The sequence below is a fragment of the Mycobacterium sp. P7213 genome (assembly GCF_900604305.1).
GTDB lineage: Bacteria > Actinomycetota > Actinomycetes > Mycobacteriales > Mycobacteriaceae > Mycobacterium.
This window is the reverse complement of sequence record NZ_UWOA01000010.1, coordinates 1-26,167: the sequence shown is the minus strand read 5'-3', so window position 1 is coordinate 26,167 and position 26,167 is coordinate 1. Positions and strand designations below refer to the sequence as shown.

The following is a 26,167-nucleotide window of genomic DNA, read 5'->3' as shown; positions in this document are numbered from 1 at the left end:
CTGCCGAGGCTTCGAGTCGTCGGTCATGACGCGTCACCGTCCGAGAAGGAGGCCGGCACGCAGCGCGGCGCGGGATCTCCGGCGAGCGCCAGCACTTCGTCGAAGCCCGCCACCAGACAGCTGGCGAACAGCCTCTCGTCGCGGACGGCTGCGCGGTCGTAGCGGACCGTGACGGTGCACTCGCCGCCGCGGGAGATCAGCACCACCATCATCGCGACCCCCGGCAACGGACCTATCCCGTAGTGCCGCAGCACCTTCGCGCCCGCGATATAGGTTTCGCCGGGATAGAACGCCACATTGCTGGCCTGCACGTCGGCGTTGACCACCGACTCGGTCATCTTCTCCAGAACCGGGGATGGGAAGACGCTCAACAGCGGCGCGATGGAGCCGAGCACGTCCATCGCCGGCTCGTCACGGCGCTGGGTCATCTGCGACCGAATCCGCTTCATCCGCTCTACCGGGTCGGCGACTCCGACCGGGGCCGCCAGATTCACCCCGGTGAACCGGTTGCCGCCGGCTGGATCGGCATCGGCGCGCAGGTTCACCGGGATCGCCATCGGCAGCGTCGCGATCGGCACCCCCAGCGCCCGGTGATAGCGCCCCAGCGCACCGGACAGGGCAGCCAGGTAGGCGTCATTGATGGATCCACCGCCGGCCTTGGCGGCCCGATGCAGATCCGACAGCCGCACGTCGATCGCCTGGGTCCGGCTGGCCAGGCTGCGCCGGCGCAGCAACGGCGAGGGTTCGGCGGCCTGACTCATCACCCGCGCACCCGACCGGGCGTAGGTGATGGCGCCGGTCACCGCCGACAACGGGTCGCGCACGGTGCGGGTCGCCATCGACAGCGCCCCCAACAGCACATCGCGGGTACCGCCGAGCATTGCGATCGGCAGGTGGTTGATGCCGTCGCGCATCAGGTCGCCTGCCGACAGCTCCTGCGGTATCGGCTGTGGCGGCATCGACCGCGCCGGCGGATCACGCTCCAGGTCATAGATCCGGCCGAACATCGCAGCACCCCCGACACCGTCGGTGACCGCGTGGCTCAGGTGCATCAAGGTGGCCGCGCGCCCGTCGGCCAGCCCTTCCACCAGCGTCGCCGACCACAAAGGGCGCTGGATGTCCATCGGTGATTGCAGGGCCACCTCGGCCAGATCGAGCACCTCGCGCAAGCCCCCGGGCTCGGGCACCCGAACCCGCCGGACGTGAAAATCAAGATTGAAGTCGGGGTCCACCACCCACCGCGGGGCAGCCGTCGGCAACGTGGGCACCACAACTTTCTGGCGTAACCGCAGCACTTTCCGCGAGACGTTCTCGAACAGACTCCGGAAGCGGTCCCAGTCAGGGGTGGTGTCGAGCAACTCCAGGCCCATGATCCCCGAGCGGGTGCGCGGATTGGCCTCCCCGCGGTGCAGCAGGTAGTCAAGAGCACCGAGCTCGGTAGGCAATCCGTCGGCGTCCACAAGGTCACCCACGCCGAGCTCCCCACACCGCAGCCCTACCCCGCCCTGCTCGGCACACCGAGGCTGTCACCACACACCACTCCTGATTCACAGAGGTCACGCCGACCATTCAACGCTAGTTGTTTGCCCCCGGCGACGGGTGTCGATTGGCCCAGATCCGGATGCCTGCCGACAAATCGAAATACTGTGTTGGCCGGTTGAATTGGTAACGGCGGTTCAGCGAGGTTCGACGAAGGAGAGCCGAAGCTGGAACCGCCACATGAGCCCAGCGGTTCAGCGAGGTTCGACGAAGGAGAGCCGAAGCTGGAACCGCGGGCCTCGACCCCGCGGGTGCGGCTTTACTCGGTCGCCGGGGATCCACCCCTACCAGCGGATAAACTGGATCCGCATTGCCTCCGTAGCTCAGGTGGATAGAGCACATGACTTCTAATCTTGTGGTCGCAGGTTCGAGTCCTGCCGGGGGCGCAACAGCCGTGTATGACTTCGGGTGATGCTTGCCAGCGGCTTCGGTTGATCCTTGACGCGCCGGCCGGGTCGACGAGCTCAACTAGCGGCGATCGGCCCGGCTACCGTTACCGGATGCCACCTCGCCGCAGGTTTCCGTCTGCCAAAACCTCGGGGCGGCTCGCGCGCGTTACGCGACGCGACGACGACGGCTCCTTCGTTGCGGGCCCTGGACCACAGTGATTAGCGCCGGGGATTCGGCAACCAGCCGGGCTAGCCACTAGGCTGGAGCATCAACGATCAACCAAGGCGATCCGTCCACGCATCGAACGCCGCCGAACAGCGGCGCGTCAGCCCCAGCGGAACGCCACAAGCCCGGTTCGCATGACATCGTGTCGCGCGGAACGACAAGGAGACCGGGCAAATCGCGAAAGGCAGATCCATGAGCCACGAACGGGCGCTCGTCTTCTTCACCATGTTCATGATCGCAATGGTGGGGGTGACCGCAGGAGTCGTCACCTGGCTCGGCTGATCGCTCCCCCGCGGTAGCGTCATCGCCCCATGACACGTCCCGATCTCGTCTTATACAGCGTCACCGACCGCGTAGCGCTGATCACCGTCAACGATCCGGACCGGCGTAATGCCGTCACCGGCGCGATGTCGGTGCAGCTGCGGGCCGCTGTGGAGCGCGCCGAAGCCGACCCCGACGTGCACGCGGTGGTGGTCACCGGCGCCGGCCGGGCGTTCTGCGCCGGAGCCGACCTGTCGGCCCTCGGTGCGGCGACCGAGGACGGCCTGTTGGCGCTGTACGACGGTTTCATGGCGATCGCGCAGTGCACGCTACCCACGATCGCCGCGGTCAACGGTGCCGCGGTAGGTGCGGGTCTGAACCTGGCGCTGGCCGCCGACGTGCGTATCGCCGGTCCGGCGGCGCTGTTCGACGCCCGGTTCCAGCAGTTGGGTCTGCATCCCGGCGGCGGCGCCACCTGGATGCTGCATCGGGCGGTCGGTCCCCAGGTGGCCCGGGCCGCGCTGTTGTTCGGGATGCGTTTCGACGCGGAGGCAGCGGTGCGGCACGGTTTGGCGCTGCAGATCGACGAGGACCCGGTCAGCGCGGCTTTGGCGTTGGCCGCCGGACCGGCGTCGGCGCCTCGGCAGGTGGTTTTTGCGACCAAGGCGACGATGCGCGCCACCGCCACTCCCGGCGCGCTCGAGGGCGACCAACACGAGTTCGCCAAGCAGACCGAGCTGGGTCCGCAGGCAGCCACCGTCGAGTCGCCCGACTTCGCCGCACGGCTGGCCGCAGCGCAGCGCAAATAGCAGCGCCCGCCTACAGATCCAGCAGCGCGAGCTCGGGTTGTTCGATCAGATCGCGAAGCGCGCACAAGAATTCGGCGATCTGCGCGCCGTCGGCGATGCGATGGTCGAATGCGCACGTCAGGGTCAGCTGCGGACGCACGACGACGCTGTCACCCACCGCCACCGGCCGTGGCCTTAGCGAGCCGATCCCCAGGATGGCCGCCTCCGGGTAATTGATCACCGGCACCCCGTCATCGAGGCCGAGCGCCCCGAAGTTGGAGACCGTGAACGTGGATCCCTGCAACTCGGCTGGCTTGAGGGTTCCGGCGCGGGCCTCGGCGATCAGCCGGGCAACGATGTCGGCGAGTTCGCGGGTGGTCTTGCAATGCGCGTCGAACACCACCGGCACCAACAGGCCGCGGGGCGCGGCCACCCCGAAGCCCAGGTGGACGCTGTGGTGGGTGCGGATCATCGGGCCCGCCGGCGCTTCGACCCAGGTGGCGTTCAGCACCGGGTGGCGGGTCAGGGCGATGACCAGCAGACGCAGGATCAGCACGAACGGAGTGATCGCTGCAGCGTCCGCCTCGACCAGCCGGTCCCGCAGCTGCAGCAGATTCGTGCCGTCGACCTGCACGCTGGCGTGCGCATCGGGGATCCTGCTACGCGACAGTGTCATCCGCTCGGCCATGGCCGCCTGCACCGGGCTGGGCGGACGAAGTTCGTCGTCGGGTGCCGCCTGGCCGGCCGCGGCCCGCACACCGTCGGGGGTGATCACGCCGCTCGGTCCGGGAGGCACCCGGCTCAAGTCGACGCCCAGCTCGGCGGCGAGCTTGCGGGCACCCGGCTTGGCCTTGGGCCGACCGGTGGTGGACGTGCAAGCGCGGCGGCTGGTGTCGAACGTATCGTCGGCGCCGTAGCCGACCAGCACCGGAGCGCGCCCGCCGGGCTCGGCTGGGCGCTCGGCCGGTGTACCGGTATCGATACGCACCAGGGGTGCCCCGACCGCGAGCACATCGCCCACCCCGCCGCCCAGCTCGACCACCCGGCCGGCATACGGGCTGGGGATCTCCACCTCAGCTTTGGCGGTCTCCACCGAGCACAGTGCCTGGTTGAGTTCGATCCGATCACCGACGGCGACGTTCCAGCTTGTCACGGTCACCTCTTCGAGTCCCTCCCCGAGATCGGGGACGGTGAAGGTCTGAACCGTCTCGGTGCTCACGGCGCCTCCAACACACGCTGAACGCAGTCCAGCAGCCGGTCGGGGCCGGGCAGCCACAGTCGTTCCAGCCGCGCCGGTGGATAGGGGGTGTCGAATCCGGTGGCGCGCAACACCGGTGCCTCCAGCTCGTAGAACAGCTCCTCGGAGATGCGCGCGGCCAGTTCGGCGCCATAGCCGAGGTTGCGGGGCCCCTCGTGCAACACCACGCATCGCCCGGTGCGCCGCACTGACGCAGCGACGGTGTCGAAGTCGAGCGGGACCAGCGAGCGCAGATCGACCACCTCCAGGCTCCACCCGTGGTGTTGCGCGCCGATCTCGGCCGCGGACAGTGCGGTGGCCACCCCGCCGCCGTAGGTGAGCACCGTGACGTCGGTACCGGCGCGGCGTACGGCAGCACACCCGATCCCCGGCGCCGGGTGTTCGGTATCGACGGCACCCCGGGCCCAGTACCGTCGCTTGGGTTCGAGGAACATCACCGGGTCGGGGGCGGCGATCGAGTGCCGCAGTAGCCAGTAAGCGTCCGAGGGGTCGGCGGGCACCACGACCTTGAGTCCGGCGGTGTGCGCCCAATAGGTTTCGGTGGATTCCGAATGATGCTCGGCCGCACCGATTCCGCCGAACGAGGGGATGCGCACGGTGACCGGCATCGACACCGCGCCGCGAGTCCGGGTGCGGTACTTGGCCAAGTGGCTGACCACCTGGTCCAATGCGGGGTAGCTGAATCCGTCGAACTGGATCTCCGGAACCGGTACGAAGCCGCGCATCGCCAGCCCTATAGCGATGCCGATCACCGCCGATTCGGCCAGTGGCGTATCGAAACAGCGTTGCTCACCGAACGTTTCAGCCAGGCCTTCGGTCACCCGGAACACCCCGCCCTGCACGCCGACGTCGGTGCCGAACACCAGGACCTTGGCATCGGCGTCCATCGCATCGCGCAACGCCCGGTTGAGCGCCGCGACCATGGTCAGCTCTTCACTTTTTCGGGCGGTGGATCCGGTGGCCGCGGTGGGAGTCGCTGCGCGGGTGGGTGGTTCGAGAATCTGGGTCATCAGCGCCCCCTGCCCAATTCGGCGTGCAGCGCGGCGCGCTGCTGCTGCAGATCCGGGGTGATCTCGGCGTAGACGGCGGTGAACACCTCGTCGATGTCGGCATCGGGGGCCGCGACCGTGGCGTCTCGCAGCTCGCTGCGTACGCGCTGGGCCCGAGCGTCGACTCGGTCTTCCAGGCGTTGCGACCACACGCCGATATTGCGCAGGTAGCTGCGGTAGCGCGGGATCGGGTCGAGTGCCGTCCACCGGTCGACTTCGGCGTTGCTGCGGTAGCGGGTCGGATCATCGGAGGTGGTGTGCGGGCCGAGCCGGTAGGTGACGGCCTCGATCAGGCTCGGGCCACCGCCGTGTCGCGCCCGCTCGGCAGCTTCGGCCATCACCGCATAGCAGGCCAGCGGGTCATTGCCGTCCACCCGGATGCCGGGCATGCCGTAGCCGATCGCCTTGTGCGCCAGCGAGACAGCGGCGGTCTGCTTGCTCAGCGGCACCGAGATGGCCCATTGATTGTTCTGCACATAGAACACGCACGGGGCGGTGTACACCGCGGCGAAGTTGAGTGCCTCGTGTACGTCGCCCTCGCTGGTGGCGCCGTCGCCGGTGAAGGCGACGGTGACGGAGTCCTCGGCCAGGCGTTGGGCGGCCATCGCCGCGCCCACCGCGTGCAGCGTCTGGGTGCCGATCGGAATCGAGATCGGCGCACAGTTCTTCTCGGTGAACTCCAGCCCGCCGTTCCACGTTCCACGCCAGGCGGATGCGAGGTGCCACGGCGGGATGCCCCGGGTGACGAAGACGCCCAGCTCGCGGTATTGCGGGAACAGCCAGTCGGTTTTGCGCAGACACGCGGCGGCGCCCACTTGGGCGGCCTCCTGGCCGCGGCATGACGCGTACAACGCCAGCTCTCCCTGGCGTTGCAGGTTGACCAGTTCGGTGTCGAGCTCGCGGGTGAGCACCATCAGCTCGTAGAGCCAACAGAGGGTCTCTTCGGGCAGGTCCCGGCTATAGCGATTCTCGGCGGTGGGCGCCCCGTCCGGCCCGATCAGCTGCACAGGCTCCAGAGCGACCTGAGGACCGGTAATGCCTGGCAGCTGGCCCATGTGAGCCTCCTTGTGACGCTGATCTCATTATGCCAGCGAACACCGAGAGCCCAGTTCATCCACACCACGGCGACGCGCCGTGTCGGGCCGTCAGCCGGAGACCTCGAAGATGCCGTGCGCACCGTTCTCGGCGTGCCGCATGTCGTGATCCATGAACGGATAGTGGCCCGGTTCGGGGAAGGTGAGCTCGACGAACCCGCCTTGGGCGGGCGCCAGGTCGAGAGCCTGCGCACCTCCTGCCGGCGCCGAAGGGTCATTGGGCCGCAACAGCCAAGCGCCCTCTTTGTAGACGGTGTCGAACTGCGACCCGACGACGTGGAATGCGATCGAGTCGCCCGGGCCGGCATTGACCACCCAGACGCGCACCCGTTCGCCGGTGCGCGCCGGAAGCGGGGCGTGCATGTACTGGGCCGCGGTCCCGTTGAACATCCAGCCGTCGGGCTGGCCGGCGCGGATGGCCGTGGTTTGGGCGTCGGAATCCGGTGCGCTCGCATAGAGCTGCGCACCGACCAGGGCGTATTCCCGATCGACCGCCGCCAACCCGGGCGGGTCGATGATCACCGCCCCGTACATGCCGTTGGCGATGTGCAGCGCCATCGGCGGGGTACTGCAGTGATAAAGCCAGGCGCCGGCCCGCTGCGCCGTGAACCGGTAGACCAGCCGCTCCCCCGGCGCCAAGGTGCGCATCGGTTGGTCCGGGGCGAGCGCGCCGGCGTGAAAGTCGATTCCGTGGCCCATGCTCGCGTCGTTGATCAGGGTGATCTCGAAGGTGTCTCCGACCCGGCCGTGCAGGGTCGGTGCCGGTTCGACACCGCCGAAGGTCCAGCGGATCTCCCGGCGACCGGGAGCGATCTCCAATTCCCGGTCGACAGCGTGCAGTTCCACCCGATGCACACCCGGGGTCGCCGCCGCGAGCATCGCATCGCGCGGCCGCCAGCCGGGGGACGGATCGGCGGCCAGGTCCAAAACCGTCGGTGCGGACAGGCCACCATGCTCCCCGCCGCTGTGCTCATGCCGCGGGACACCACCGAGGGCGTGGATCGTCATCGTCATGCCGGCCGCCCGGTGACCGGGTACGTCGCACCATGCCTCCCGGTCCTGGCGCACCGCACCGAGATCCAGCACCGCGGTCTGGCCGCGACTCAACCGTGGGGTGCGCTCGCCGGTGTCGACGTGCAAGTCGTGCGGCAGTCCGTCGATGTTGGTGACTCGCAGCACCAATCGGGTTCCCGCCGGCACGTTGATCACATCCGGGGAGAACCGCATGTTCTTCAGGGTGACGTCGACGGTGCGGGCTTCACCGGAGACACCGGCGGCCCCCGAGGACGCGGGGCCGCCGACCCCCAGCCCCAGCGCGGCGGCGACGGCGACCGCCGCGGCGACGGCGACCGCGCCGGTGACCGCCCGGGGATGCGGTGCGATCGCCTCGGTGTCGAGCGGGCCGCGCAGCGCCACGGGTAGCGCGAGCCGCAGCGCCAGCAGTACGAAGCTGGCGACCGCGACCGCGGCCAGCACCCAGCCGATCAACGGCACGGGTGGTCGCCACGGCCCGGCCACCAGCGGGACGGCGAGGTTGATCGCGCAGACCCGGGCCTGCCAGCCCTGGTCCAAGTAGCTGATGACGGCTTTGCGAACGGGTGGGCCGTTGGCCACCAGGATCGGCAGCAGTTGGCTCAGGGCGCCCAGCAGGATCTGGGCGACGAATCCGACCGCCAGCAGCGGCAGCAGGGTGTTCTCCACGAATGCGGGCAGCACGTCGACGGAGCGGGCGGCGATCAGACGGATCGTCTCGATCAGGACGGCGACCCCGAGCCAGGCTGTCGCGCCGACCAGCATCCAGGCCGCGGGTCCGGTGAAGCTACGCCCTGGCCATAACCCGACGATGGACAGACCGACCCCGACCGCATACCCCAGCAGTCCGGTGGCGGTCAGCCACCAGCTGTCGGTGAGCAGGCCGGCGGCCGCAACGGTTAGGCCCACCGTCAGCGTCGGCAGCGCGCGCTGGGCCATCGCAAAGCTGCGCGGGGTGATCTTCTCGCGGATTGTGGTGGGCCACAGGGTGAACAAGGTGCCCACCACTGTCAGGCCGATCCAGCCGTAGAGCATCACGTGCACATGGGTGGTCCACAGCCGCGCATACCAGCGGGCTACCCCGAAGGCCATGGCAGCACCGGTCGCCGATCCGGCCAGCAGCGCGGCGATGGCTGCCAGGTAGAAGCCGACCAGGTAGTCGAAGCGCGCCGACAGGGCGCGCTTTTTCATCGCGATCAACTCGGCACCGTGGGCGACGGCCACCGCGGCCACGGCCGTGCCACCCATCCCGGTCAACGCCTCGGTGTTGAAGGCCACTCCGGCCAGGGTCGCGATTACCGCGAGGTTGAGCAGGGACAGCTTGGCCACCAGGTGCCATTGCGGTGGGTCGGGAACCCGGCACAGCGTGGTGGTGAAGTGTCCCGACCAGATGACGATCGCGTTGGTGGCCGCACCGAGGAGTAGCGCGTGCACCGGCAGCCAGATCGGGTGCGCAACGACGTTGTGGGCGGCCAGCAGCGCCACCGCGACGGCCAGCCAACCCAGCACCACGATGTTGGCGCCGAGGAACACCGGCCCGCGCGGTCCGCCCCGGCGGCGGGGTTTGACGACCGGCGCGGGGGGCGGCGGTCCCAACTGGATCATGTTCGCCAGGCTACGGTGGCGGCGCGCTCAGCCGGAAGTGACCTTAGACATCGAAAGCCCTCAGTCGGCGACGAACCGGTTTCGGTAGTCGCGCAGTCGGTTCGCCACCTCGTCGGCATCCAGACCCAGATCGGCCGGTCGGTAGTCCACCGCACCGTAGCGCCCGCGGGGGTGCTCGGCACAGAACTGCGTCATGGCTTCTTTAGCCCGGGTGTCGAGAGGCTGACCCGCGAGCTCGTAGATGGCAGCGACGGTCCCGTCCTCATCAGCCATGAAGTCCTCGAACCGCACGTCGACGGACTGCGCGGCCGGCAGCACCTCGCGATCGCGCAGGCAGCCGGTGAGCAGGTCGTCGGCCCGGTCCAGCCAATACTTCGAGATCTTGACCGGATCGGGATGGTCGCAGGCCATCCGTGCCGCATAGCTGATCATGGTCGCCATCGATCGCGTCACCTCGACCGGATCCCGATGGGTGACAACGAAGGTGGCGTCGGGGAAAGTGGCATACAGCGCGGGGAACTGCTCCAGATGCTGGGGCGACTTGAGCACCCAGCGGGTCCCACCGCGCAGCCATTGCAGTGCCTGCAACGTGCGCTTCATGTAGGCGTACGACGCGCTCTGATCGTGTTCCTTGTAGTGCTGCGCGAATGTCGGCACGTAGTAACTACATTCGAAGAGCATTCCGGAGATGTCGTTGCCCAGCAGCTGGATCTCTTCGTGCGCGTGGTCGACGGTCATGTCATGCATGCGTTTGAACTCGGGCATCGAGGTATTGATCAGATCCAGGCCGACGGCGCAGCGGTCACGCCTGGCCTGCGGATCGGGTTCGCCCGGAGTGGCGACCGGCTCCATGCTCTCCCAGTACGGCAGGTAGCGCAGGGCCGGGTCGGCGGCGATCAAGTTGTGCAGGTGGGTGGTGCCGGTCCGTGGCAGCCCGCAGATGATGATCGGGCGTTCGATCTCGACGCTCTCGATCTCGGGGTTCGCCTCGATCAGGTCTTCCAGCCGAAGCCGGTTGACCAGGTGGCCCACCAGTTGTTCGAACGCCATCGCCCGCCCAACACCGGACAGGTCGGCCTCGGCGACCAGCGAGCCACAGAGCACGTCGAGGCGTTCGGCGAATCCATTGTCGCCCCAGTTGTCCAGGCCTGTTCGTTCGGTTGCCGCCTGCAGCAGGGCTTCCGGGGTGAGTTGCAGGATCGCGCCGTAGCCGGCCAGGCCTTCGCGCATCGGGCCGGCGGCCTCGGGAAAGACCGGATTGGCCAGGTCTGTAAGCCGAATGGCGCCGGGCCGCGTGGCGGCGCTCACGAGGCCAGCTCTGCGACGTCGACGACCCGGCAGACCAGTGGGTCGGGGGTGGCCTCGGGCAGGAACCAGCGCAGCCAGATCAGACCTTTCGACCGGCCCGCGGTGGACACCCAGTTCGGATGTCCGGGATCGGTTTCGCTTATCACGATCTGCCAGGACCCGTCGGGTGCGTAGGTGACGTGCGCACCGTTGATGGTGACTCGCTCGCGGGTGTAGTCGTAGGTGTGCAGGAACGGATTCCACAGGCACAGATTCCAGAACACACACTCCGGTGAGGTTCCTTCGATGGCCAGGGCCTGGCCGGGTTGCAGTTCGTAGGCGCCCATCGCATAGGCGGCATCGCCGGCAGCCCAGCCCACGGTGCGGCTGGGAACCGGGTACGGATCCTGCAGCGCGTTGGCCGGCAGTCGCACGGGCGCCATGGCGGCCTGTTCGCGAATCCAGGTGCGCGCCGCGCGCATCCGCCGGCTCAGGTCGGCCGGGCTGTCGGGGCGCCGCGGCGTGTCATCAAGTGCCTCGATCTTCCACTGCACGCGTCGATCGGTGCCGGGGTCGGTGAGGTAGTCGCGGGTCAGGATGAACACGGCGTCGGGCTCCAGTTTGAGCCAGTTGCCCTGCTGCTCTTGCGCACTGATGATGAACTCGAAGTTGCCGTCGGCGTCGCAACCGAGGTCGCGATCGTTGATGGTGTCGATGATGCGGTCGCTGTAGCGGCCGTCATCGGGGCCGCCGTAGACGGTCATGGACAGGTAGACCCCGTCGCCACGGTTGCCGGTGACCCGATAGCTGCGGCTCGGGTCGACGGGCGCCAACTGATAGAAGGCATCCGAATTGTCGCCGCCCCACTTGAGATAGGGTCCGATCACGTCGACCAGGATCGGTTTGTCCGCATCGCCCCAGATGTAGGCCTCGGAGGCGACGCGCAGCAGGCTCAACGCCCATCGATAGCCGTCGAGGACATCGGCCTCCTCCAGTGGCGGATCGGCGTTCAGTAGACGCTGCTCGACGACGCGCACCTCGTCAAGCAAGTCCGCAAAGGCCTGAGACAGCTCGTCACTCATCCCGGTTCTCCCTTTTTCTCATTCCCTGCAGCAGCAGGGCGCACAGTCTGTCGGCGGCGGCGTCGACGGTCTCGGTGGCCAAGACTTGGGCGATGTAGAAGCTGGTGCCCACCAAGGCGTCATAGGCGATCTCGATATCGACGTCGGCTTCGAGCACGCCTTGGTCGATACCGGCGCGGACCAGCACAGCGAAGGCGGTGCGGGTCGTCTCGTCGAGTAGCTGTTGGGTGCGGATGAACAGCTCCGGGTCGCGGTGGCGATCGGCCAGGATGCCCAGTGCCGCAGCGGCCACGTCCGGTGCGCGCCAGAACTCGAACACCCGGGCAACGAATTGGCGCAGATCGGCTTCAAAATCGCCCGAGCTGGTCAGCACGTCACTGCCCTCGGCGGCACCGAAAACCGCGTCGAACACCAGGTGCGTCTTCGACGGCCAGCGTCGGTAGACGGTGGGGCGGCTGACGTCTGCCTCGCGGGCGATCGCCTCGATCGACACCTGGTCGTAGCCGTCGCGAGCCAGTAGCCGGCGGGCGGCCTCGGTGATGGCCCGCACGGTGCGCGGATCGCGCGGGCGTCCTCGACCGACCGGGGCCTGGTCCGGGCCCGTCGTCACTGTGACGTCCGCTGTCGGCGACTCACGCCCTAAACAGTTACATTACGTAACGTAATTAGTCAATGGTGTGGCGGGCGGCCGACCTGCGCAGGTCAGAATGCGTAACGGTGGTATTGCGACATGTTCGCTACCGCCGGAACCAGCGACATCGCCTTGCCCAGCGCCCGGTAGGCGCGCGGCAGTTGGGCGAAGGTATCCGACTCGAACCAGCGCTCCCATTGCAGGAGCCGGGTGCCCGGTACCGCGGCAAGAATGTCGTCGGGGCCGTTGATCGCCCAGTGCAGCGTCGCCCCGGATTTGCGCACCACCGCGTTGGACCATTGCGACTTGATAGCCAGCCAGTTGAAGGCATCGAACTGCAGCTCCCCGCTCGGGGCGTGCTCGACGACACGGCGCAGCAACGCCACCCCGTCAGATTCGGTGAGGTACATGGTCAGGCCCTCGCCCAGCATCAATGTCGGGCGGCCGCTGGGGATTTCGGCAAGCCATGCCGGGTCGGTGACCGACGCGGCCACCACGTGGTTGTGCGGTCGTTCGGGCAGCAGGCGCCGACGCAGGGCGGCGACATCGGGATAGTCGATCTCATGCCAGTCGATTCCATCGCCCGGTTGCAGTCGGAAGTATCGGGCGTCGAGCCCACAGCCGAGGTGCAGGACCACGGCGTCGGGTTCGGCCGTCAGGAATCGGCGGGCCCAGCTGTCGAAGTGCGCCGCACGGGTGGTCACCGACGGTGATCGGGCCGCGGTGATGGTGGTCTTGCGCCAGTCGTAGTCGATGCGTGCGACCACGTCCTTGGCGTAGCGATCTCCCAAGATGGGTGCGGGCAGATCGGCATCCAGCGCCTTGGCGTACAGCGTCGCGAGCATGGTCTGCGGGGACCCGCTCAGGTCCACCCGTGCCTTGTCATCGGTCATGCCAGTCCACGCTAGCGCCGCCGGCGGCAACCGCGCGGAGCTGAACGCATCTCAGCGTGGTGTTCAGCCCTCGGGCGCGATCCACTGACGTTCAACCGCTTTGACCAGCGCGGTCAGCGTGGCGTTCACCGGTACCTGCTCCCCCACCTGTGCGGCCGTGCGCACCACGGCGCCGTTGATGACGTCGATCTCGCTGACTCGGCGGGCCAGATGATCCAGTAGCGCAGACGGTTTGGCGTTCGGCATCTGCGCACCGAAGGCCCGGACATGCTCGACCGGGTCTGCCACATCGATGCCGATTCCGGCGGCGCGTGCCACCGTCCAGGCCTCGGTCGCGGTGGCACGGCTGACCGGTCCCATGTCTGCGTCGTCCATGACCTGCCCCACCGTCATGCCGGTCAGCGCGCACGGCGCGCTGTAGGCGGCGTTGCAGATCAGCTTCTCCCACTGCATGGCGGCGATGTCGGCGACCGCGGCCGCGTCGAATCCCGCCTCCGACCACACCCGGGCGATCTGATCGACAGTCGAAAAGGGCAGCGCCGCATAGGCGCCGAACCGGACGGCGCGCATCGCGTTGTGGTGTACATGCCCCGGGGCGGGACGCGACGCCCCGAATCCACTGGCGATGCCCACCGCAACGCGATGCGCGCCGACGATGTCGGCGACGGTGTCGGCCGACCCGAGACCGTTCTGGATGGTCAACACCGGCGTGGTGTCGCCGAGCAGTGGCAGTGCCTGGTTGGCCCCGGTGGCGACGTCGGCGGCCTTGACCGCCAGCACCACCAGATCCATCGGCTCGGCCGGGGCGGTGGTGGCCGCGCGCATTGGCACCACCTGGTCAGGCTGCGGCCCGCTGATCCGTAGGCCATTGGCGGCGATGGCGTCGACGTGTGCGCTCGACCGGTCCACGGCCAGCACGTCGTTGCCGGCCGCCGCCAATCTGGCGGCGTAGATCGAACCCATGGCGCCGCATCCGATGACCGCGATCTTCATCGGCTCATTCCCACCAGATCGGCGATCACGGCAGCCAGGTCGGGTTTCTCCTCCAGCCCGAAGCCTGGCGCGTCGGTCGGGGCGATGGTGCCCTCGGTCAATACACAACCCGGTGCGTAGCCGCCGAACGGTGCGAACACCCCGGGATAGGACTCGCAGCCGCCCAGACCCAGCGCGACCACGATGTGCAGATTGATCAGGTGCCCGCCGTGCGGGAAGGCGAAGCGACGATCAAACCCCTGCTGTTCGAGCGTCTCGATCATCCGGACGTATTCGGTGAGGCCGTAGCTGAGCCCGGCATCCATCTGGAAGATGTCGATGCCCGGCCGCATGCCGGCGTAGCGAACGAGGTTGGTCGCATCGCGCTGTGAGAAAAGGTTCTCTCCGGTGGCGATGGCGCCGTCGTAGGCCTCAATGACCGCGGCATTCAATGCGAAATCGAGTGGGTCACCGGGCTCTTCGTACCAGCGCAGGTCATAGGGGTTCAGAGCCTGTGCCCACTGCACTGCGCCGGCCTCGTCGAACCGGCCGTTGGCGTCGACGGCGACCCGGGATCCGCTGCCGACGATGTCGATCACGGCCTCGATGCGTGCCAGGTCTTCGCTGGTCGACGTGCCGCCGATCTTCATCTTGACCGCGTCGTAGCCCAGATCGAGATAGCCGCGGATCTCGCTGCGCAGCCGGTCCAGGGCGGCAGTCGAGTCCGCGCGATCGGAGCCCGGGTAGTAGTAGCCGCCGGCGGCATACACCGGGACGGCGGTGTTGACGGGGTCCCCGCCCAACTCCCTGCCGAAGTACTCGGCGATGGTGCGGTAGGCGGGCTCGTCGGCCAGTTTGGCGTTCAGGTCCCAGCACGCCAATTCCAGTGCGGCTGCGGCACCGGCCCGGTCGCCATGCCCGCCGGGCTTCTCATCTGCCAGCGCACAACACAGCACCCGCGCAGGATCGATGCGGCCGGCGTCGTCAAGCAAGGACTCGGGGCTCGCGCGCAACACTCGCGGGATCATCCGGTCGGCCAGGATGCCGCTCTGAGCGAATCGGCCGATCGAGTTGAACGCGACCCCGGTCACCGGCTTCCCGTCGCGGATCTGGTCGCTGACCACCGCGACCAGCGACACCGTGTGCCGGGAGAAATCGACCAAGGCGTTGGCGACCTCGCCGCGCAATCGGACCGGTGTCTCGATGATCTGGGTGATGCGCATGCGCGGTCAGTCCTCCTGGTGCGTCAATCCGCTCGCCGCAGGATGGCTTCCGCGTGCCGCAGCACCGGGGAGTCGACCATCTGTCCTTCGAACGCGAACACCCCGCGCTCGGTCTGCGCCGCGGCGAGCACCCTGCGCGCCCAGTCAACCCGTTCCGGGGCGGGCCGATAGGCGTCACGGACCACCGCGATCTGGCTCGGGTGGATGCACACCGTAGCAGCGAATCCGACCGCGGCACCATCGAGTGCTTCGGCTTTGAGCCCGTCGAGGTCGCGGATGTTGAGGTAGACGGCGTCCAGTGCGGCCCGGCCGAACGTCGAGGCCGCCAACAACACACTCGAGCGCACGTGGCGGGCCACATCGCGGTACCGGCCGTCGGAGTGCCTGCTGGAACCGCCGCCCATGGCCGCGACCAGATCTTCGGCGCCCCACATCATCGCGACGCATTGCTGTGCGGCGGCGATCTCGGCGCAGAACACCGCGCCGCGTGGGGTCTCGATCAAGGCCACCACCTGCCGGGGCGCCAGCGCGGCGACCTGGGCGGCGGATTCGGTCTTGGCCAGCATCACCGTCGTGTAGGCAGTGTCTGCCAGGGCCTCCAAGTCGCGGGCCTGGTCTTCGGTTCCAGCCGGGTTCACCCGCACCACGGTCCGCTCCGGGTCAAGCGGCGTGCTCCGCAACGCTTCGCGAGCGGCGGGCCGATCCGCAGCGGCCACACCGTCTTCCAGGTCCAGGATCACCACGTCGGCGACCGCAGCCGCTTTGCCGTATCGCTCCGGGCGATCCGCCGGGCAGAACAGCCACGCCGGGCCGACGCCACTCATCGTCCGTCCTCTGGCCGCTTGCGCACCAGCGTGGTGCGTACCGCGCGGGCAACGATGTCGCCGTTCTGGTTACGTCCGACGTGCTCCAACGTCACGATGCCCTCGCCGGGACGGCTCTGGGACTCCCGCTTGTCGGTACAGACCGTCTCGGCGTAGAGCGTGTCGCCGTGAAACACCGGCTTGGGGAACGACACCTCCGAGAAGCCCAGGTTGGCCACGATGGTGCCCAGCGTCAGCTGCGCCACCGAGAGGCCGACCAGGGTGGAGAGGGTGAACATCGAATTCACCAGGCGCTCACCGCGAAATCCCGGCTGCTGGGCCGCCCATGCCGCATCCAGGTGCAGCGATTGGGTGTTCATGGTCAGCGTGGTGAACAGCACGTTGTCGGCTTCGGTGATGGTGCGCCCGGGCCGGTGCAGGTAGGTGGTGCCGATCTCGTATTCCTCGAACCACAGGCCGCGCTGCTCGACGATCTTGCTCACGTTGTCGGCCATCGTCACAGCCCCAGCGATCGTGCGATCAGCATCAGTTGCACCTCGGTGGTGCCCTCACCGATCTCGAGGATCTTGCTGTCGCGGTAGTGCCGGGCCACCGGATACTCGTTGATGAAGCCGTAGCCGCCGTGGATCTGGGTGGCGTCGCGGGCGTTGTCCATCGCCGCTTCCGAGGAGATCATCTTGGCGATCGCAGCTTCCTTCTTGAACGGCTTGCCCGCCAGCATCTTCGCCGCGGCGTCGTAGTAGGCGGTACGGGCGACGTGGGCACGGGCCTCCATCCGGGCGATCTTGAAGCTGATCGCCTGGTAGGAGCCGATCGTCTGGCCGAACGCCTCACGCTCGCCGGCGTACTTGACGCTTTCGTCGACACAGCCCTGCGCCACCCCGGTGGCGACCGCGGCGATCGCGATGCGGCCCTCGTCGAGGATGGACAGGAAGTTGGCGTAGCCACGGCCCTCGTCACCGAGCAGGTTGGCGTGGGGAACGCGGGCGTCGGCGAAGGTGAGCGGGTGGGTGTCCGAGGCGTTCCAGCCGACCTTGTTGTAGGCCGGTTCGACGGTGAATCCGGGTGTGCCGGAGGGCACGATGATGGTGGAGATCTGCTTCTTGCCGTCAGGCCGCGTTCCGGTGACGGCGGTGACGGTCACCAGTGAGGTGATGTCAGTGCCGGAGTTGGTGATGAACTGCTTGGTGCCGTTGATGACCCACTCGTCGCCGTCGCGGCGGGCGGTGGTCCGGGTGCCGCCGGCATCGGAGCCGGCGCCCGGCTCGGTCAGCCCGAAGCCGGCCAGGGTGCGACCGGCAACCAGATCCGGCAGCCAGGTCTGCTTTTGTTCCTCGGAGCCGAACCGGTAGATCGGCATCGCCCCCAGGCCGACGCCGGCCTCCAGGGTCATCGCCACCGACTGGTCGACCTTGCCGAGTTCCTCCAGGGCGAGCGCCAGGGCGAAGTAGTCGCCGCCCATCCCGCCGTACTCCTCGGGGAACGGCAGGCCGAACAGCCCCATCTCCCCCATCTTGGCGATGACTTCGTAGGGAAAGCTGTGCTCTTCGTCGTGCTTGGCCGCCACCGGAGCGACGACGGTGCGGGCGAACTCGGCGACGGTGTCGCGCAAGTCCTGATAGTGGCTCGGCAGGGTTCCTGCCTCGATCGTCGTCATGATTTCGCTTCCTCGGTCTCTTCCTCCGGGACCAGCCGCGCCAGCACCTGATCCACCTTCACCTGATCGCCCACCGCCACCAACACCTGCACCCGGCCGGAAATCGGGGCGGTCAGGGTGTGCTCCATCTTCATCGCCTCGACCACGACCACCGGAGCACCTTCGCCGACAGTGGATTCCGATTCCACAGCGACGGCGATCACGGTGCCCGGCATCGGACTGGCGATCTCTGCGGTACGCGGGCCGGCGGCGGACCGCACCACAGTGCTTTCCTGGGCCTCCCGCAGCTGCCAACTCCCGCGTTCGTCGCAGATCCACAGTTGGCCGTCGTCCTCGGCGAACAGGTAGCGACGTTGCCGCCCGGCCACGGTCGCGATCAGCTGATCGCCTTCGACATGGGCGCTGGCGCCCTGGATCTCGCCCTCGCCGATCTGCACCTGCGCGGCGTCGGGCAGGCCCCACACCGACACCGTCTCGGTGCGCAGCGGGGTGTGCATCTGCGTGCGCACCGGCGCCGCCGCGCCGATCCGCCATCCGCTCGGGGATGCCCACAGGTCCGTGCGGCCGCGCTGGGCCAGCTCCCACTGGCGGTAGAGGCCACCGGCGGCCAACACATCGTCGGGAGCGGGCAGCGGTGTGAAGTGGCCCGACCGGGCGTCGAGCAGTTCGGTGTCGAGGTCACCGGCGATCACCCGCGCATCGGCCAGCAGGAACCGCAGGAACTCGATGTTGGTCTGCACCCCGAACACCGCCGTGCCGGCCAGCGCCGCATCGAGTCGCGCCAGTGCCTGCGCCCGGTCGGCCCCGTGCGCGATTACCTTGGACAGCATCGGGTCGTAGTCACTGCCTACGACGGTGCCGTCCAGCAACGACGAGTCCACCCGCACCCCCGGACCGGTGGGTTCGTGCACCGCAAGCACCCGCCCGCCGGTGGGCAGGAAGCCCCGAGCCGGGTCTTCGGCATACACCCGGGCTTCGACGGCGTGCCCGGTGAAGGTGATGTCGTCCTGGGTGAAGGTCAGCTTCTCCCCGGCGGCCACCCGCAGCTGCCACTCGACGAGGTCCAGGCCGGTGATCGCCTCGGTGACCGGGTGTTCCACCTGCAACCGGGTGTTCATCTCCATGAAGAAGAACTCATCGGGGCGATCCGCCGAGACGATGAACTCCACGGTGCCGGCGCCGACGTAGTCCACGCTGCGGGCGGTGTTGCAGGCCGCCGTACCGATCCGGTCGCGGGTGGCGGCGTCCAGCAACGGGGACGGTGCCTCTTCGATCACCTTCTGGTGGCGTCGCTGCAGGCTGCATTCACGTTCGCCGAGGTGCACCACGTTGCCCTGGGTGTCGGCGAGCACCTGTACCTCGATGTGGCGCGGCCGCAGCACGAATCGCTCCAAGAACAAGGTGTCGTCACCGAACGCCGAGGCCGCCTCGCGCCGGGCAGTGGCCAGCGCCGGGCGCAGCTGCGCCGGGTCGTCCACCAGGTGCATGCCTTTGCCACCGCCGCCGGCCGACGGCTTGATCAGCACCGGGTAACCGATCTCGGCTGCCGCGGCCACCAGCTCGTCGTCGGACAGACCGGGTTTGGCGATCCCCGGAACCACCGGCACCTCGAAGGCGGTGACGGTGTTCTTCGCTGAGATCTTGTCGCCCATCACCTCGATGGCCCGAGCCGGCGGCCCGATGAAGACCACTCCAGCCCGTTCGCAGGCGGCCGCGAATCCGGCGTTCTCGGAAAGGAATCCGTAGCCGGGGTGAATGGCCTGGGCGCCGGTGGCCGCGGCGGCCTCGAGCACTTTGGGTATCGACAGGTAGCTCTCCAGTACCGGTGCGGGCCCCAGGCGCACCGCGGTGTCGGCTTCACACACGTGGCGCGCCCCGGCGTCAGCGTCGCTGTAGACGGCTACTGACCGGATGCCCATCCGGCGCAGGGTGCGGATCACCCGTACCGCGATCTCACCGCGATTGGCTATCAAGACGGTTTCAAACATGTGCGCTCACATCCGGAATACGCCGTAGGAGACCGGGTCCAAAGGCGCGTTCGAGCAGACCGAAAGCGCAAGGCCCAATACTGTTCTGGTGTCAGCCGGGTCGATAATCCCGTCGTCCCACAGCCGCGCGGTCGAGTAGTACGGGTTGCCCTGCACCTCATATTGCTCACGGATCGGGGCCTTGAAGGCCTCCTCGTCGGCGGCCGACCACGGCTTGCCGGCGGCGTCGAGTTGATCGCTGCGCACGGTGGCCAGCACCGACGCGGCCTGCTCGCCACCCATCACCGAGATCCGGGCGTTGGGCCACATCCACAGGAATCGCGGCGAGTACGCCCGGCCGCACATGGAGTAGTTGCCCGCCCCGTAGGACCCGCCGATCACGACCGTCAGCTTGGGCACCCGCGCACACGCCACGGCGGTGACCATCTTCGCGCCGTGTTTGGCGATGCCCCCGGCCTCATAGTCCCGGCCGACCATGAACCCGGCGATGTTCTGCAGGAACACCAGTGGTATCGAGCGTTTGTCGCACAGCTCGATGAAGTGCGCCCCTTTGACCGCGGATTCACCGAACAGCACCCCGTTGTTGGCGATGATCCCGACCGGGTGGCCGTGGATGCGCGCGAACGCGGTGACCAGCGTCTTGCCGTACTCGGCCTTGAACTCGCTGAACTCGCTGCCGTCGACCAGCCGCACGATCACCTGGCGCACGTCGTAGGGCACCCGCGGGTCCGGGGGAACCACGTCGTAGAGCTCGGCCGGGTCATGGCGGGGCTCGACAGAGTCGCTTATCTCCCATGGGCTTTCGGGGCGAGGGCCGAAGGTGGCCGCGATCTGGCGCACTATGCGCAGCGCGTGTTCGTCGTCGTCGGCCAGGTAGTCGGTGACCCCGGAGACCTTGGAGTGCAGGTCACCGCCGCCGAGTTCTTCGGCGGTCACCACTTCACCGGTGGCGGCCTTCACCAGCGGCGGCCCGCCCAGGAAGATGGTGCCCTGTTCCCGGACGATGACGGCTTCGTCGCTCATGGCCGGGACGTAGGCGCCGCCGGCGGTGCACGAACCGAGCACCGCCGCGATCTGCGGAATGCCCGCAGCGCTCATGGTGGCCTGGTTGAAGAAGATCCGCCCGAAGTGCTCACGGTCGGGGAAGACTTCGTCCTGGCGGGGCAGGAACGCTCCACCCGAGTCCACCAGGTACAGGCAGGGCAGCCGGTTGCCCAATGCCACCTCTTGGGCACGCAGGTGCTTTTTGACCGTCACCGGGTAGTAGGTGCCGCCCTTGACGGTGGCGTCATTGGCGACGATCACGCATTCCCGGCCTGACACCCGACCGATGCCGGTGATGATCCCCGCCCCGGGGCACTCGTCGTCGTACATCCCGTCGGCGGCCAGTGGCGCCAGTTCCAGGAACGGGCTACCGGGGTCCAGCAGCCGGTCAACCCGGTCGCGGGGCAATAGCTTTCCGCGAGCCACGTGGCGCTGGCGGGACTGCTCGTTGCCGCCCAGCGCCGCGGTCGCCAGCTTGTTCTTGAGTTCGGCGACCAGGCGGCGGTGCTCGTCAGCGAATGCCGATGTTGTCATGACAGTGCCGACAAGTCCAGCGGAGCATCGGTTTTCGCGACCACGTCGTCGACGGTGATGCCCGGCGCGGTCTCGATCAGCGCCAACCCGTTCTCGGTGACGTCGATGACGGCCAGGTCGGTGATGATCCGGTTGACGCAGCGGGCGCCGGTGAGCGGCAGCGTGCACTGCTCGACGATCTTGGCGCTGCCGTCTTTGGCGGCGTGTTCCATCATCACGATCACCCGGCGCGCTCCGTGCACCAGGTCCATGGCTCCACCCATACCTTTGATCATCTTGCCGGGGATCATCCAGTTGGCCAGGTCGCCGGCGGCCGAAACCTGCATGGCGCCAAGGACCGCCACGTCCAGGTGGCCGCCGCGGATGACGCCGAACGAGGCCGACGACGAGAAGAACGAGGCGCCGGGCAGGGTGGTCACTGTTTCTTTGCCGGCGTTGATCAGGTCGGCGTCGAGGTCTTCGCGCAGCGGGTAGGGGCCGACCCCGAGGATTCCGTTCTCCGAGTGCAGCACCACATTGACGCCGTCGGGGATGTGGTTGGGAATCAAGGTGGGCAGGCCGATGCCGAGGTTGACGTACTGACCGTCGCGCAACTCGGCGGCGACCCGTGCGGCCAGTTCATCTCTTGTCAGGGTCATGCGCGCACCGTCTCCCGCTCGATTCGCTTGATCGGATCGGGCACGTGCACCACCCGGTGCACGAAGACTCCCTGGGTGTGCACCTCGGCGGGGCAGATCTCACCGGGCTCGACCAGGTGCTCGACCTCGGCGATGGTGATCCGGCCTGCCGCAGCGCAGTCCGGGTTGAAGTTGGCGGCGGCCTCGCGGTAGACGAGGTTGCCGTGCCGGTCGCCCTTCCAGGCGTGCACCAGCGCGAAGTCGGTGCGAATCGCCCGCTCCAAGACATAGGTTCGGCCGTCGAACTCCCGGGTCTCCTTCGGTGGCGAGGCCACCGCCACCCCACCGGCCCCGTCGTAGCGCCACGGCAAACCTCCGTCGGCGACCTGGGTGCCCACGCCGGTGGGCGTGTAAAAGGCCGGGATGCCGGCGCCGCCGGCGCGCAGCCGCTCGGCGAGGGTGCCCTGCGGGGTCAGCTCCACCTCGAGCTCGCCGGAGAGAAACTGCCGGGCGAACTCCTTGTTCTCGCCGACATAGGAGCTCACGGTGCGGCGGATGCGCTTGTGCTCCAACAGCACTCCCAGCCCGATGCCGTCGACGCCGCAGTTGTTCGACACCGTTTCCAGATCGGTGACCCCGAGCTGAAGGAGGGCCTCGATCAACGCCTCCGGGATGCCACAGAGCCCGAATCCGCCGACTGCCAGTGACGCGCCGTCGGTCACGTCGGCCACGGCCTCTGCCGCCGTCGCCACGACCTTGTCTATCGCCACCGCGCCTCCTCATTTCAGTTAATATTCATTAACTGATGCCAGAGAATACCATTCTCTAGCAGCCCTGTCAGCCGCCGCCCAAATGCTCGATTGCCTGCTGGCGCATCTCGTCCTTGCGGACCTTGCCGGTGACCGTCATGGGGAACTCGGTCACAACCCGCACATAGCGCGGCACTTTGAAGTGCGCGAGCCGGCCGGTGCAGAACTCCCGCAGCCGCTCGACGGTCAGCGGCGGTGCTCCGTCGCGCATCATCACTACCGCCATCAGCTCCTCGCCATAGGTGTCGTCGGGCACACCGATGACCTGGGCGTCGCGGATGTCGGGATGGGTGTAGAGGAATTCCTCGATCTCGCGCGGGTAGATGTTCTCCCCGCCACGGATCACCATGTCCTTGATCCGCCCGGTGATACGCAGATAGCCGTCGCCGTCCATCACGGCCAGGTCGCCGGTGTGCATCCAGCCTTCGGTGTCGATGGCCTCCGCAGTCTTGTCCGGGTCGTTCCAGTAGCCGGTCATCACCGAGTAACCGCGGGTGCACAGCTCGCCGACCTGCCCGCGCGGCACCGTCACACCGGTGGCCGGGTCGGTCAGCTTGATCTCCAGGTGCGGGCCGACCCGGCCGACGGTCTCGACTCGCTGCACCAGCGAGTCCTCGCCGCGGGTTTGGGTCGACACCGGAGAGGTCTCGGTCATGCCGTAGCAGATCGCGACCCCGGTCATCTGCATGTCGTCGATGACCCGTCGCATCACCTCGGCCGGGCACGGCGATCCCGCCATGATTCCGCTGCGCAGGCTGGTCAGGTCGTACTCGGCGAAGTCAGCCAGGCCGAGTTCGGCGATGAACATGGTGGGCACCCCATAGAGGCTGGTGCAGGCTTCATCCTGCACGGCCCGCAGCGTGGCCGCTGGTTCAAATCCAGGGCCCGGCAAGACGATGGTCGCCCCGTGACTGGTCGCCGCCAGGCTCCCCATCACTGAACCGAAGCAGTGATAGAGCGGCACGGGCAGGCAGATCCGATCTGCTGGGGTGTAGCCGAGCAGCTCACCGACCAGGTAGCCGTTGTTAAGGATGTTGCGATGGCTCAGCGTCGCGCCCTTGGGATAACCCGTTGTGCCCGAGGTGTATTGGATATTGATCGGATCATCAGCACGCAGTGTCGCGGCCACCTGCGACAGTGCTGTCGCATCGATCGGCGTGCCGGTTAGCTCCTGCCACCGGGAGCCGCCGATGAACACCACCTCGCGCAGCTCCGGGCATTCGGGAGCCACCTCCTGCAGCATGACGACGTAGTCAGATGTCTTGAAACGCTTCGCCGAGATGACCAACGCGACCCCGGACTGCTTGAGCGCATAGGCCAATTCGTGGGAGCGATACGCGGGGTTGACGTTGACCAGAACCGCGCCGATCTCGGCGCTGGCGTACTGGGTCAATACCCATTCGGCAGAGTTGGGCGCCCAGATGCCCACCCGGTCCCCCGGCCTGATGCCGGCATGCAGCAGCCCGGTTGCCAGTCGGCGCACCTCGGCTACCAGCTCGGTGTAGCTGAAGCGCCGACCCGCCGGAACGTCAACCAACGCATCATGATCGGGGTACCTGCTGGCGATCGCCGCGAGATTGGCGCCGATCGTCGTCTCCAGCAAGGCGGGCTGAGCCCCGCCGCGGGCATAGGACAAGTCGTTCTGCGCCGCGGGTACCGCAGTTGACATCGGCTCCTCCACCGGTGCCGCCCGAAGCCCGATGTGCTCGCAGGCGACGGGTGTTACGTTAGTGGCCATTAACTCCAGTTGTCCACGACGGAGCGGAGGCGTGATGGCTTCTTCCATTCCGAAGTCCATCTCAGCCGACTCGGCGGGCAATGACGAGCCGGGCAACCGGCGCAGCCGGCTGAAGTCCGACCGGCGTAGCCAGCTGCTCGCAGCAGCCGAACGCCTCTTCGCGCAGGGCGGCTACCCGGCGGTGCGGCTGGAGGACATCGGCGCGGCCGCAGGAGTCAGCGGCCCGGCCATCTACCGCCACTTCGCAGGCAAGGAGGCGCTGCTGGTCGAGTTGCTCGTCGGTATCAGCACCCGGTTGCTCGCCGGGGCGCGCGCCGTCGAAGCGGGTGGACACAGTCCGCAGCAAGTGCTGGACGGCCTGGTCGAGTTTCATCTCGATTTCGCCCTCGGCGAGCCGGATCTGATCCGGATCCAGGACCGCGATCTGGCTCACCTGCCGGCCGCCGCGCAGCGTCAGGTGCGCAGCGCCCAGCGGCAGTACGTCGAAGTGTGGGTGAGCGTGTTGCGCGCGCTGCATCCGGGGCTGGCCGAAGCCGATGCACGGCTGATGGCGCACGCCGCGTTCGGTCTGCTGAACTCGACCCCGCACAGCATGAAGCCCATTGGCGCCAAGTCGGCCGGCCCGGAACGCTCGCGAGCGGTGTTGCGGGCGATGACGATCAGCGCGCTGGGCGCGACCGGAATTTAGGACCGCGCGCCGACGTCCCGGCCGCAGACGCCCGGCGCAGGTACCCTGCAAGCCATGAGGTGGGCATGACCGATCCGTATCGACCGGAGGGCTCTAATCAGTCCTGGCAGCGCGGTGGAGCGTCTGAGCCGCCGACGTCCGGCTATCCGCCCTACGTCGACCCGGCCTACGCCGGGCAGCTGCCGTCGTACCCGTCCGGTTATCCGCCGCAGGCTCCCCACCCGACCGAGCAGTTGCCGCGGCAGCACTGGGAGGCATCCCAGCCCCCGGAGGGTGGACCTGTAGGCGGCGGCGAAGGTGGACCGCCGGAGCCTCCGCGGTTCCCGGCCTGGCTGTTCCTGGTAGCCGGCGCCGCGGTACTGCTGGTGGTCGGCATGGTGATCGCCCTGGTGATTGCTAATGGCTCACAGCGCAATTCAGCCACCGTCACGCCGGTGACCCCGTTGCCGACCGCCCCGAGCACCCCGGTGCCCAAGCGTGTCCCCACCACCACTCCCTCGACGCCAACGACGCCGGCGCCGAGCACAACGACCACACCTCCACCGACGACATCGACCACTGCCGGAGTGCCCGAGACGATCCTCTACAGCGTCAGCGGGACCGGTCGGGCGCTGAGCATCGCCTACATCGATACCGGCGGCATCTTGAAGACTGAGTTCAATGTGGCGCTGCCGTGGAGCAAGCAGGTGACGCTGACGCCGCCGGCCACGACGGCGGCGGCGGTCACGGTGGTCAATTTCGGCGAACAGATCACCTGCTCGGTATCGGTGGACGGTGCACAAGTCCGCCAGCGCACCGGTTCGATTCTCACGGTGTGCGCTGCTGCCGGCTGACGCGGCGATCGCTAGCGCGGCGAAGCCGGGCGAAGCGGGGTCGGCGCCATCGGCACCCGCACCGGCAGCAGCGCCAGCAGGCCCAGCAGCAGGACGGTACACAACC

The 26,167-nt window shown here is 68.0% G+C and carries 22 protein-coding genes and 1 tRNA gene; 4 read left to right on the top strand and 19 right to left on the bottom strand.

All coding sequences use genetic code 11. From position 1 onward, the window contains the following. Nucleotides 1-23 precede the first annotated feature (23 nt). A complete protein-coding gene (locus EJK91_RS05350; RefSeq protein WP_024440814.1) occupies nucleotides 24-1,472 on the bottom strand; it encodes a wax ester/triacylglycerol synthase family O-acyltransferase in 1,449 nt (482 codons plus the stop codon). A gap of 379 nt (nucleotides 1,473-1,851) precedes the next feature. On the opposite strand from EJK91_RS05350, the gene EJK91_RS05340 reads away from it, so the two are divergent. Beyond that, nucleotides 1,852-1,925: transfer RNA gene (locus EJK91_RS05340), tRNA-Arg, on the top strand. 540 nt (nucleotides 1,926-2,465) lie between these two features. After that, nucleotides 2,466-3,224: an enoyl-CoA hydratase gene (locus tag EJK91_RS05335; RefSeq protein ID WP_046301254.1), complete on the top strand. Its 759-nt coding sequence runs from the start codon at nucleotides 2,466-2,468 to the stop codon at nucleotides 3,222-3,224. A gap of 10 nt (nucleotides 3,225-3,234) precedes the next feature. On the opposite strand, the gene EJK91_RS05330 is transcribed toward EJK91_RS05335, so the two are convergent. The 18 genes from EJK91_RS05330 to EJK91_RS05245 all read right to left on the bottom strand — a co-directional run bounded on the left by EJK91_RS05330 (nucleotide 3,235) and on the right by EJK91_RS05245 (nucleotide 24,471). Continuing rightward, complete coding sequence (locus tag EJK91_RS05330; RefSeq protein WP_046301253.1) at nucleotides 3,235-4,422, bottom strand: dihydrolipoamide acetyltransferase family protein; 1,188 nt, start codon at nucleotides 4,420-4,422, stop codon at nucleotides 3,235-3,237. Continuing rightward, nucleotides 4,419-5,471, bottom strand: a complete 1,053-nt coding sequence (locus EJK91_RS05325) for an alpha-ketoacid dehydrogenase subunit beta (protein ID WP_125078429.1) — start codon at nucleotides 5,469-5,471, stop codon at nucleotides 4,419-4,421. The genes EJK91_RS05330 and EJK91_RS05325 overlap by 4 nt, the downstream gene beginning before the upstream one ends. Beyond that, complete coding sequence (pdhA, locus tag EJK91_RS05320) at nucleotides 5,471-6,565, bottom strand: pyruvate dehydrogenase (acetyl-transferring) E1 component subunit alpha (RefSeq protein WP_024440818.1); 1,095 nt, start codon at nucleotides 6,563-6,565, stop codon at nucleotides 5,471-5,473. The genes EJK91_RS05325 and pdhA overlap by 1 nt, the downstream gene beginning before the upstream one ends. A 90-nt stretch (nucleotides 6,566-6,655) precedes the next feature. Then, nucleotides 6,656-9,241 carry a multicopper oxidase domain-containing protein gene (locus tag EJK91_RS05315; RefSeq protein ID WP_125078428.1) on the bottom strand — a complete coding sequence of 862 codons (2,586 nt, stop codon included), beginning with the start codon at nucleotides 9,239-9,241 and terminating at the stop codon, nucleotides 6,656-6,658. Nucleotides 9,242-9,301: 60 nt separating this feature from the next. Then, entirely contained in the window at nucleotides 9,302-10,549 is a 1,248-nt protein-coding gene (locus tag EJK91_RS05310; protein WP_024440820.1) for a sulfotransferase family protein, read from the bottom strand. Beyond that, nucleotides 10,546-11,610, bottom strand: coding sequence for a DUF1214 domain-containing protein (locus tag EJK91_RS05305; RefSeq protein ID WP_024440821.1), 1,065 nt, complete (start codon nucleotides 11,608-11,610; stop codon nucleotides 10,546-10,548). The genes EJK91_RS05310 and EJK91_RS05305 overlap by 4 nt, the downstream gene beginning before the upstream one ends. Further along, entirely contained in the window at nucleotides 11,603-12,220 is a 618-nt protein-coding gene (locus tag EJK91_RS05300) for a TetR/AcrR family transcriptional regulator (protein ID WP_125078427.1), read from the bottom strand. Before EJK91_RS05300 ends, EJK91_RS05305 begins: the two co-directional genes overlap by 8 nt. Before the next feature lie 92 nt (nucleotides 12,221-12,312). Further along, nucleotides 12,313-13,134: a class I SAM-dependent methyltransferase gene (locus tag EJK91_RS05295; RefSeq protein WP_125078426.1), complete on the bottom strand. Its 822-nt coding sequence runs from the start codon at nucleotides 13,132-13,134 to the stop codon at nucleotides 12,313-12,315. Between the two features lie 63 nt (nucleotides 13,135-13,197). Next, entirely contained in the window at nucleotides 13,198-14,127 is a 930-nt protein-coding gene (locus EJK91_RS05290; RefSeq protein ID WP_024440824.1) for a ketopantoate reductase family protein, read from the bottom strand. Further along, nucleotides 14,124-15,329 (bottom strand): enolase C-terminal domain-like protein, encoded by a 1,206-nt coding sequence (locus EJK91_RS05285; RefSeq protein ID WP_125078425.1) that lies wholly within the window; start codon nucleotides 15,327-15,329, stop codon nucleotides 14,124-14,126. The genes EJK91_RS05290 and EJK91_RS05285 overlap by 4 nt, the downstream gene beginning before the upstream one ends. Nucleotides 15,330-15,352: 23 nt before the next feature. Next, nucleotides 15,353-16,153, bottom strand: coding sequence for an HpcH/HpaI aldolase/citrate lyase family protein (locus EJK91_RS05280; RefSeq protein ID WP_024440826.1), 801 nt, complete (start codon nucleotides 16,151-16,153; stop codon nucleotides 15,353-15,355). Beyond that, the gene (locus EJK91_RS05275) at nucleotides 16,150-16,647 is read right to left on the bottom strand and encodes a MaoC family dehydratase (RefSeq protein ID WP_125078424.1); all 498 of its coding nucleotides are present in this window, start codon (nucleotides 16,645-16,647) and stop codon (nucleotides 16,150-16,152) included. The genes EJK91_RS05280 and EJK91_RS05275 overlap by 4 nt, the downstream gene beginning before the upstream one ends. Nucleotides 16,648-16,649: 2 nt before the next feature. Next, the gene (locus EJK91_RS05270; RefSeq protein ID WP_125078423.1) at nucleotides 16,650-17,810 is read right to left on the bottom strand and encodes an acyl-CoA dehydrogenase family protein; all 1,161 of its coding nucleotides are present in this window, start codon (nucleotides 17,808-17,810) and stop codon (nucleotides 16,650-16,652) included. After that, nucleotides 17,807-19,798, bottom strand: a complete 1,992-nt coding sequence (locus tag EJK91_RS05265; RefSeq protein ID WP_125078422.1) for an acetyl/propionyl/methylcrotonyl-CoA carboxylase subunit alpha — start codon at nucleotides 19,796-19,798, stop codon at nucleotides 17,807-17,809. The genes EJK91_RS05270 and EJK91_RS05265 overlap by 4 nt, the downstream gene beginning before the upstream one ends. A 6-nt stretch (nucleotides 19,799-19,804) precedes the next feature. After that, on the bottom strand, nucleotides 19,805-21,376 hold the full coding sequence (locus EJK91_RS05260) for a carboxyl transferase domain-containing protein (protein WP_024440830.1): 1,572 nt from the start codon (nucleotides 21,374-21,376) through the stop codon (nucleotides 19,805-19,807). Then, a complete protein-coding gene (locus EJK91_RS05255; protein WP_024440831.1) occupies nucleotides 21,373-22,014 on the bottom strand; it encodes a 3-oxoacid CoA-transferase subunit B in 642 nt (213 codons plus the stop codon). The genes EJK91_RS05260 and EJK91_RS05255 overlap by 4 nt, the downstream gene beginning before the upstream one ends. Beyond that, on the bottom strand, nucleotides 22,011-22,757 hold the full coding sequence (locus EJK91_RS05250; RefSeq protein WP_125078454.1) for a CoA transferase subunit A: 747 nt from the start codon (nucleotides 22,755-22,757) through the stop codon (nucleotides 22,011-22,013). The genes EJK91_RS05255 and EJK91_RS05250 overlap by 4 nt, the downstream gene beginning before the upstream one ends. Before the next feature lie 73 nt (nucleotides 22,758-22,830). Further along, nucleotides 22,831-24,471, bottom strand: a complete 1,641-nt coding sequence (locus EJK91_RS05245; protein WP_125078421.1) for an AMP-binding protein — start codon at nucleotides 24,469-24,471, stop codon at nucleotides 22,831-22,833. A gap of 103 nt (nucleotides 24,472-24,574) precedes the next feature. On the opposite strand from EJK91_RS05245, the gene EJK91_RS05240 reads away from it, so the two are divergent. Together EJK91_RS05240 and EJK91_RS05235 are read left to right on the top strand one after the other, a co-directional pair. Further along, on the top strand, nucleotides 24,575-25,228 hold the full coding sequence (locus EJK91_RS05240) for an SACE_7040 family transcriptional regulator (RefSeq protein WP_036457083.1): 654 nt from the start codon (nucleotides 24,575-24,577) through the stop codon (nucleotides 25,226-25,228). 65 nt (nucleotides 25,229-25,293) lie between these two features. After that, nucleotides 25,294-26,061 (top strand): MmpS family transport accessory protein, encoded by a 768-nt coding sequence (locus tag EJK91_RS05235; protein WP_036457193.1) that lies wholly within the window; start codon nucleotides 25,294-25,296, stop codon nucleotides 26,059-26,061. Nucleotides 26,062-26,167: the final 106 nt, after the last annotated feature.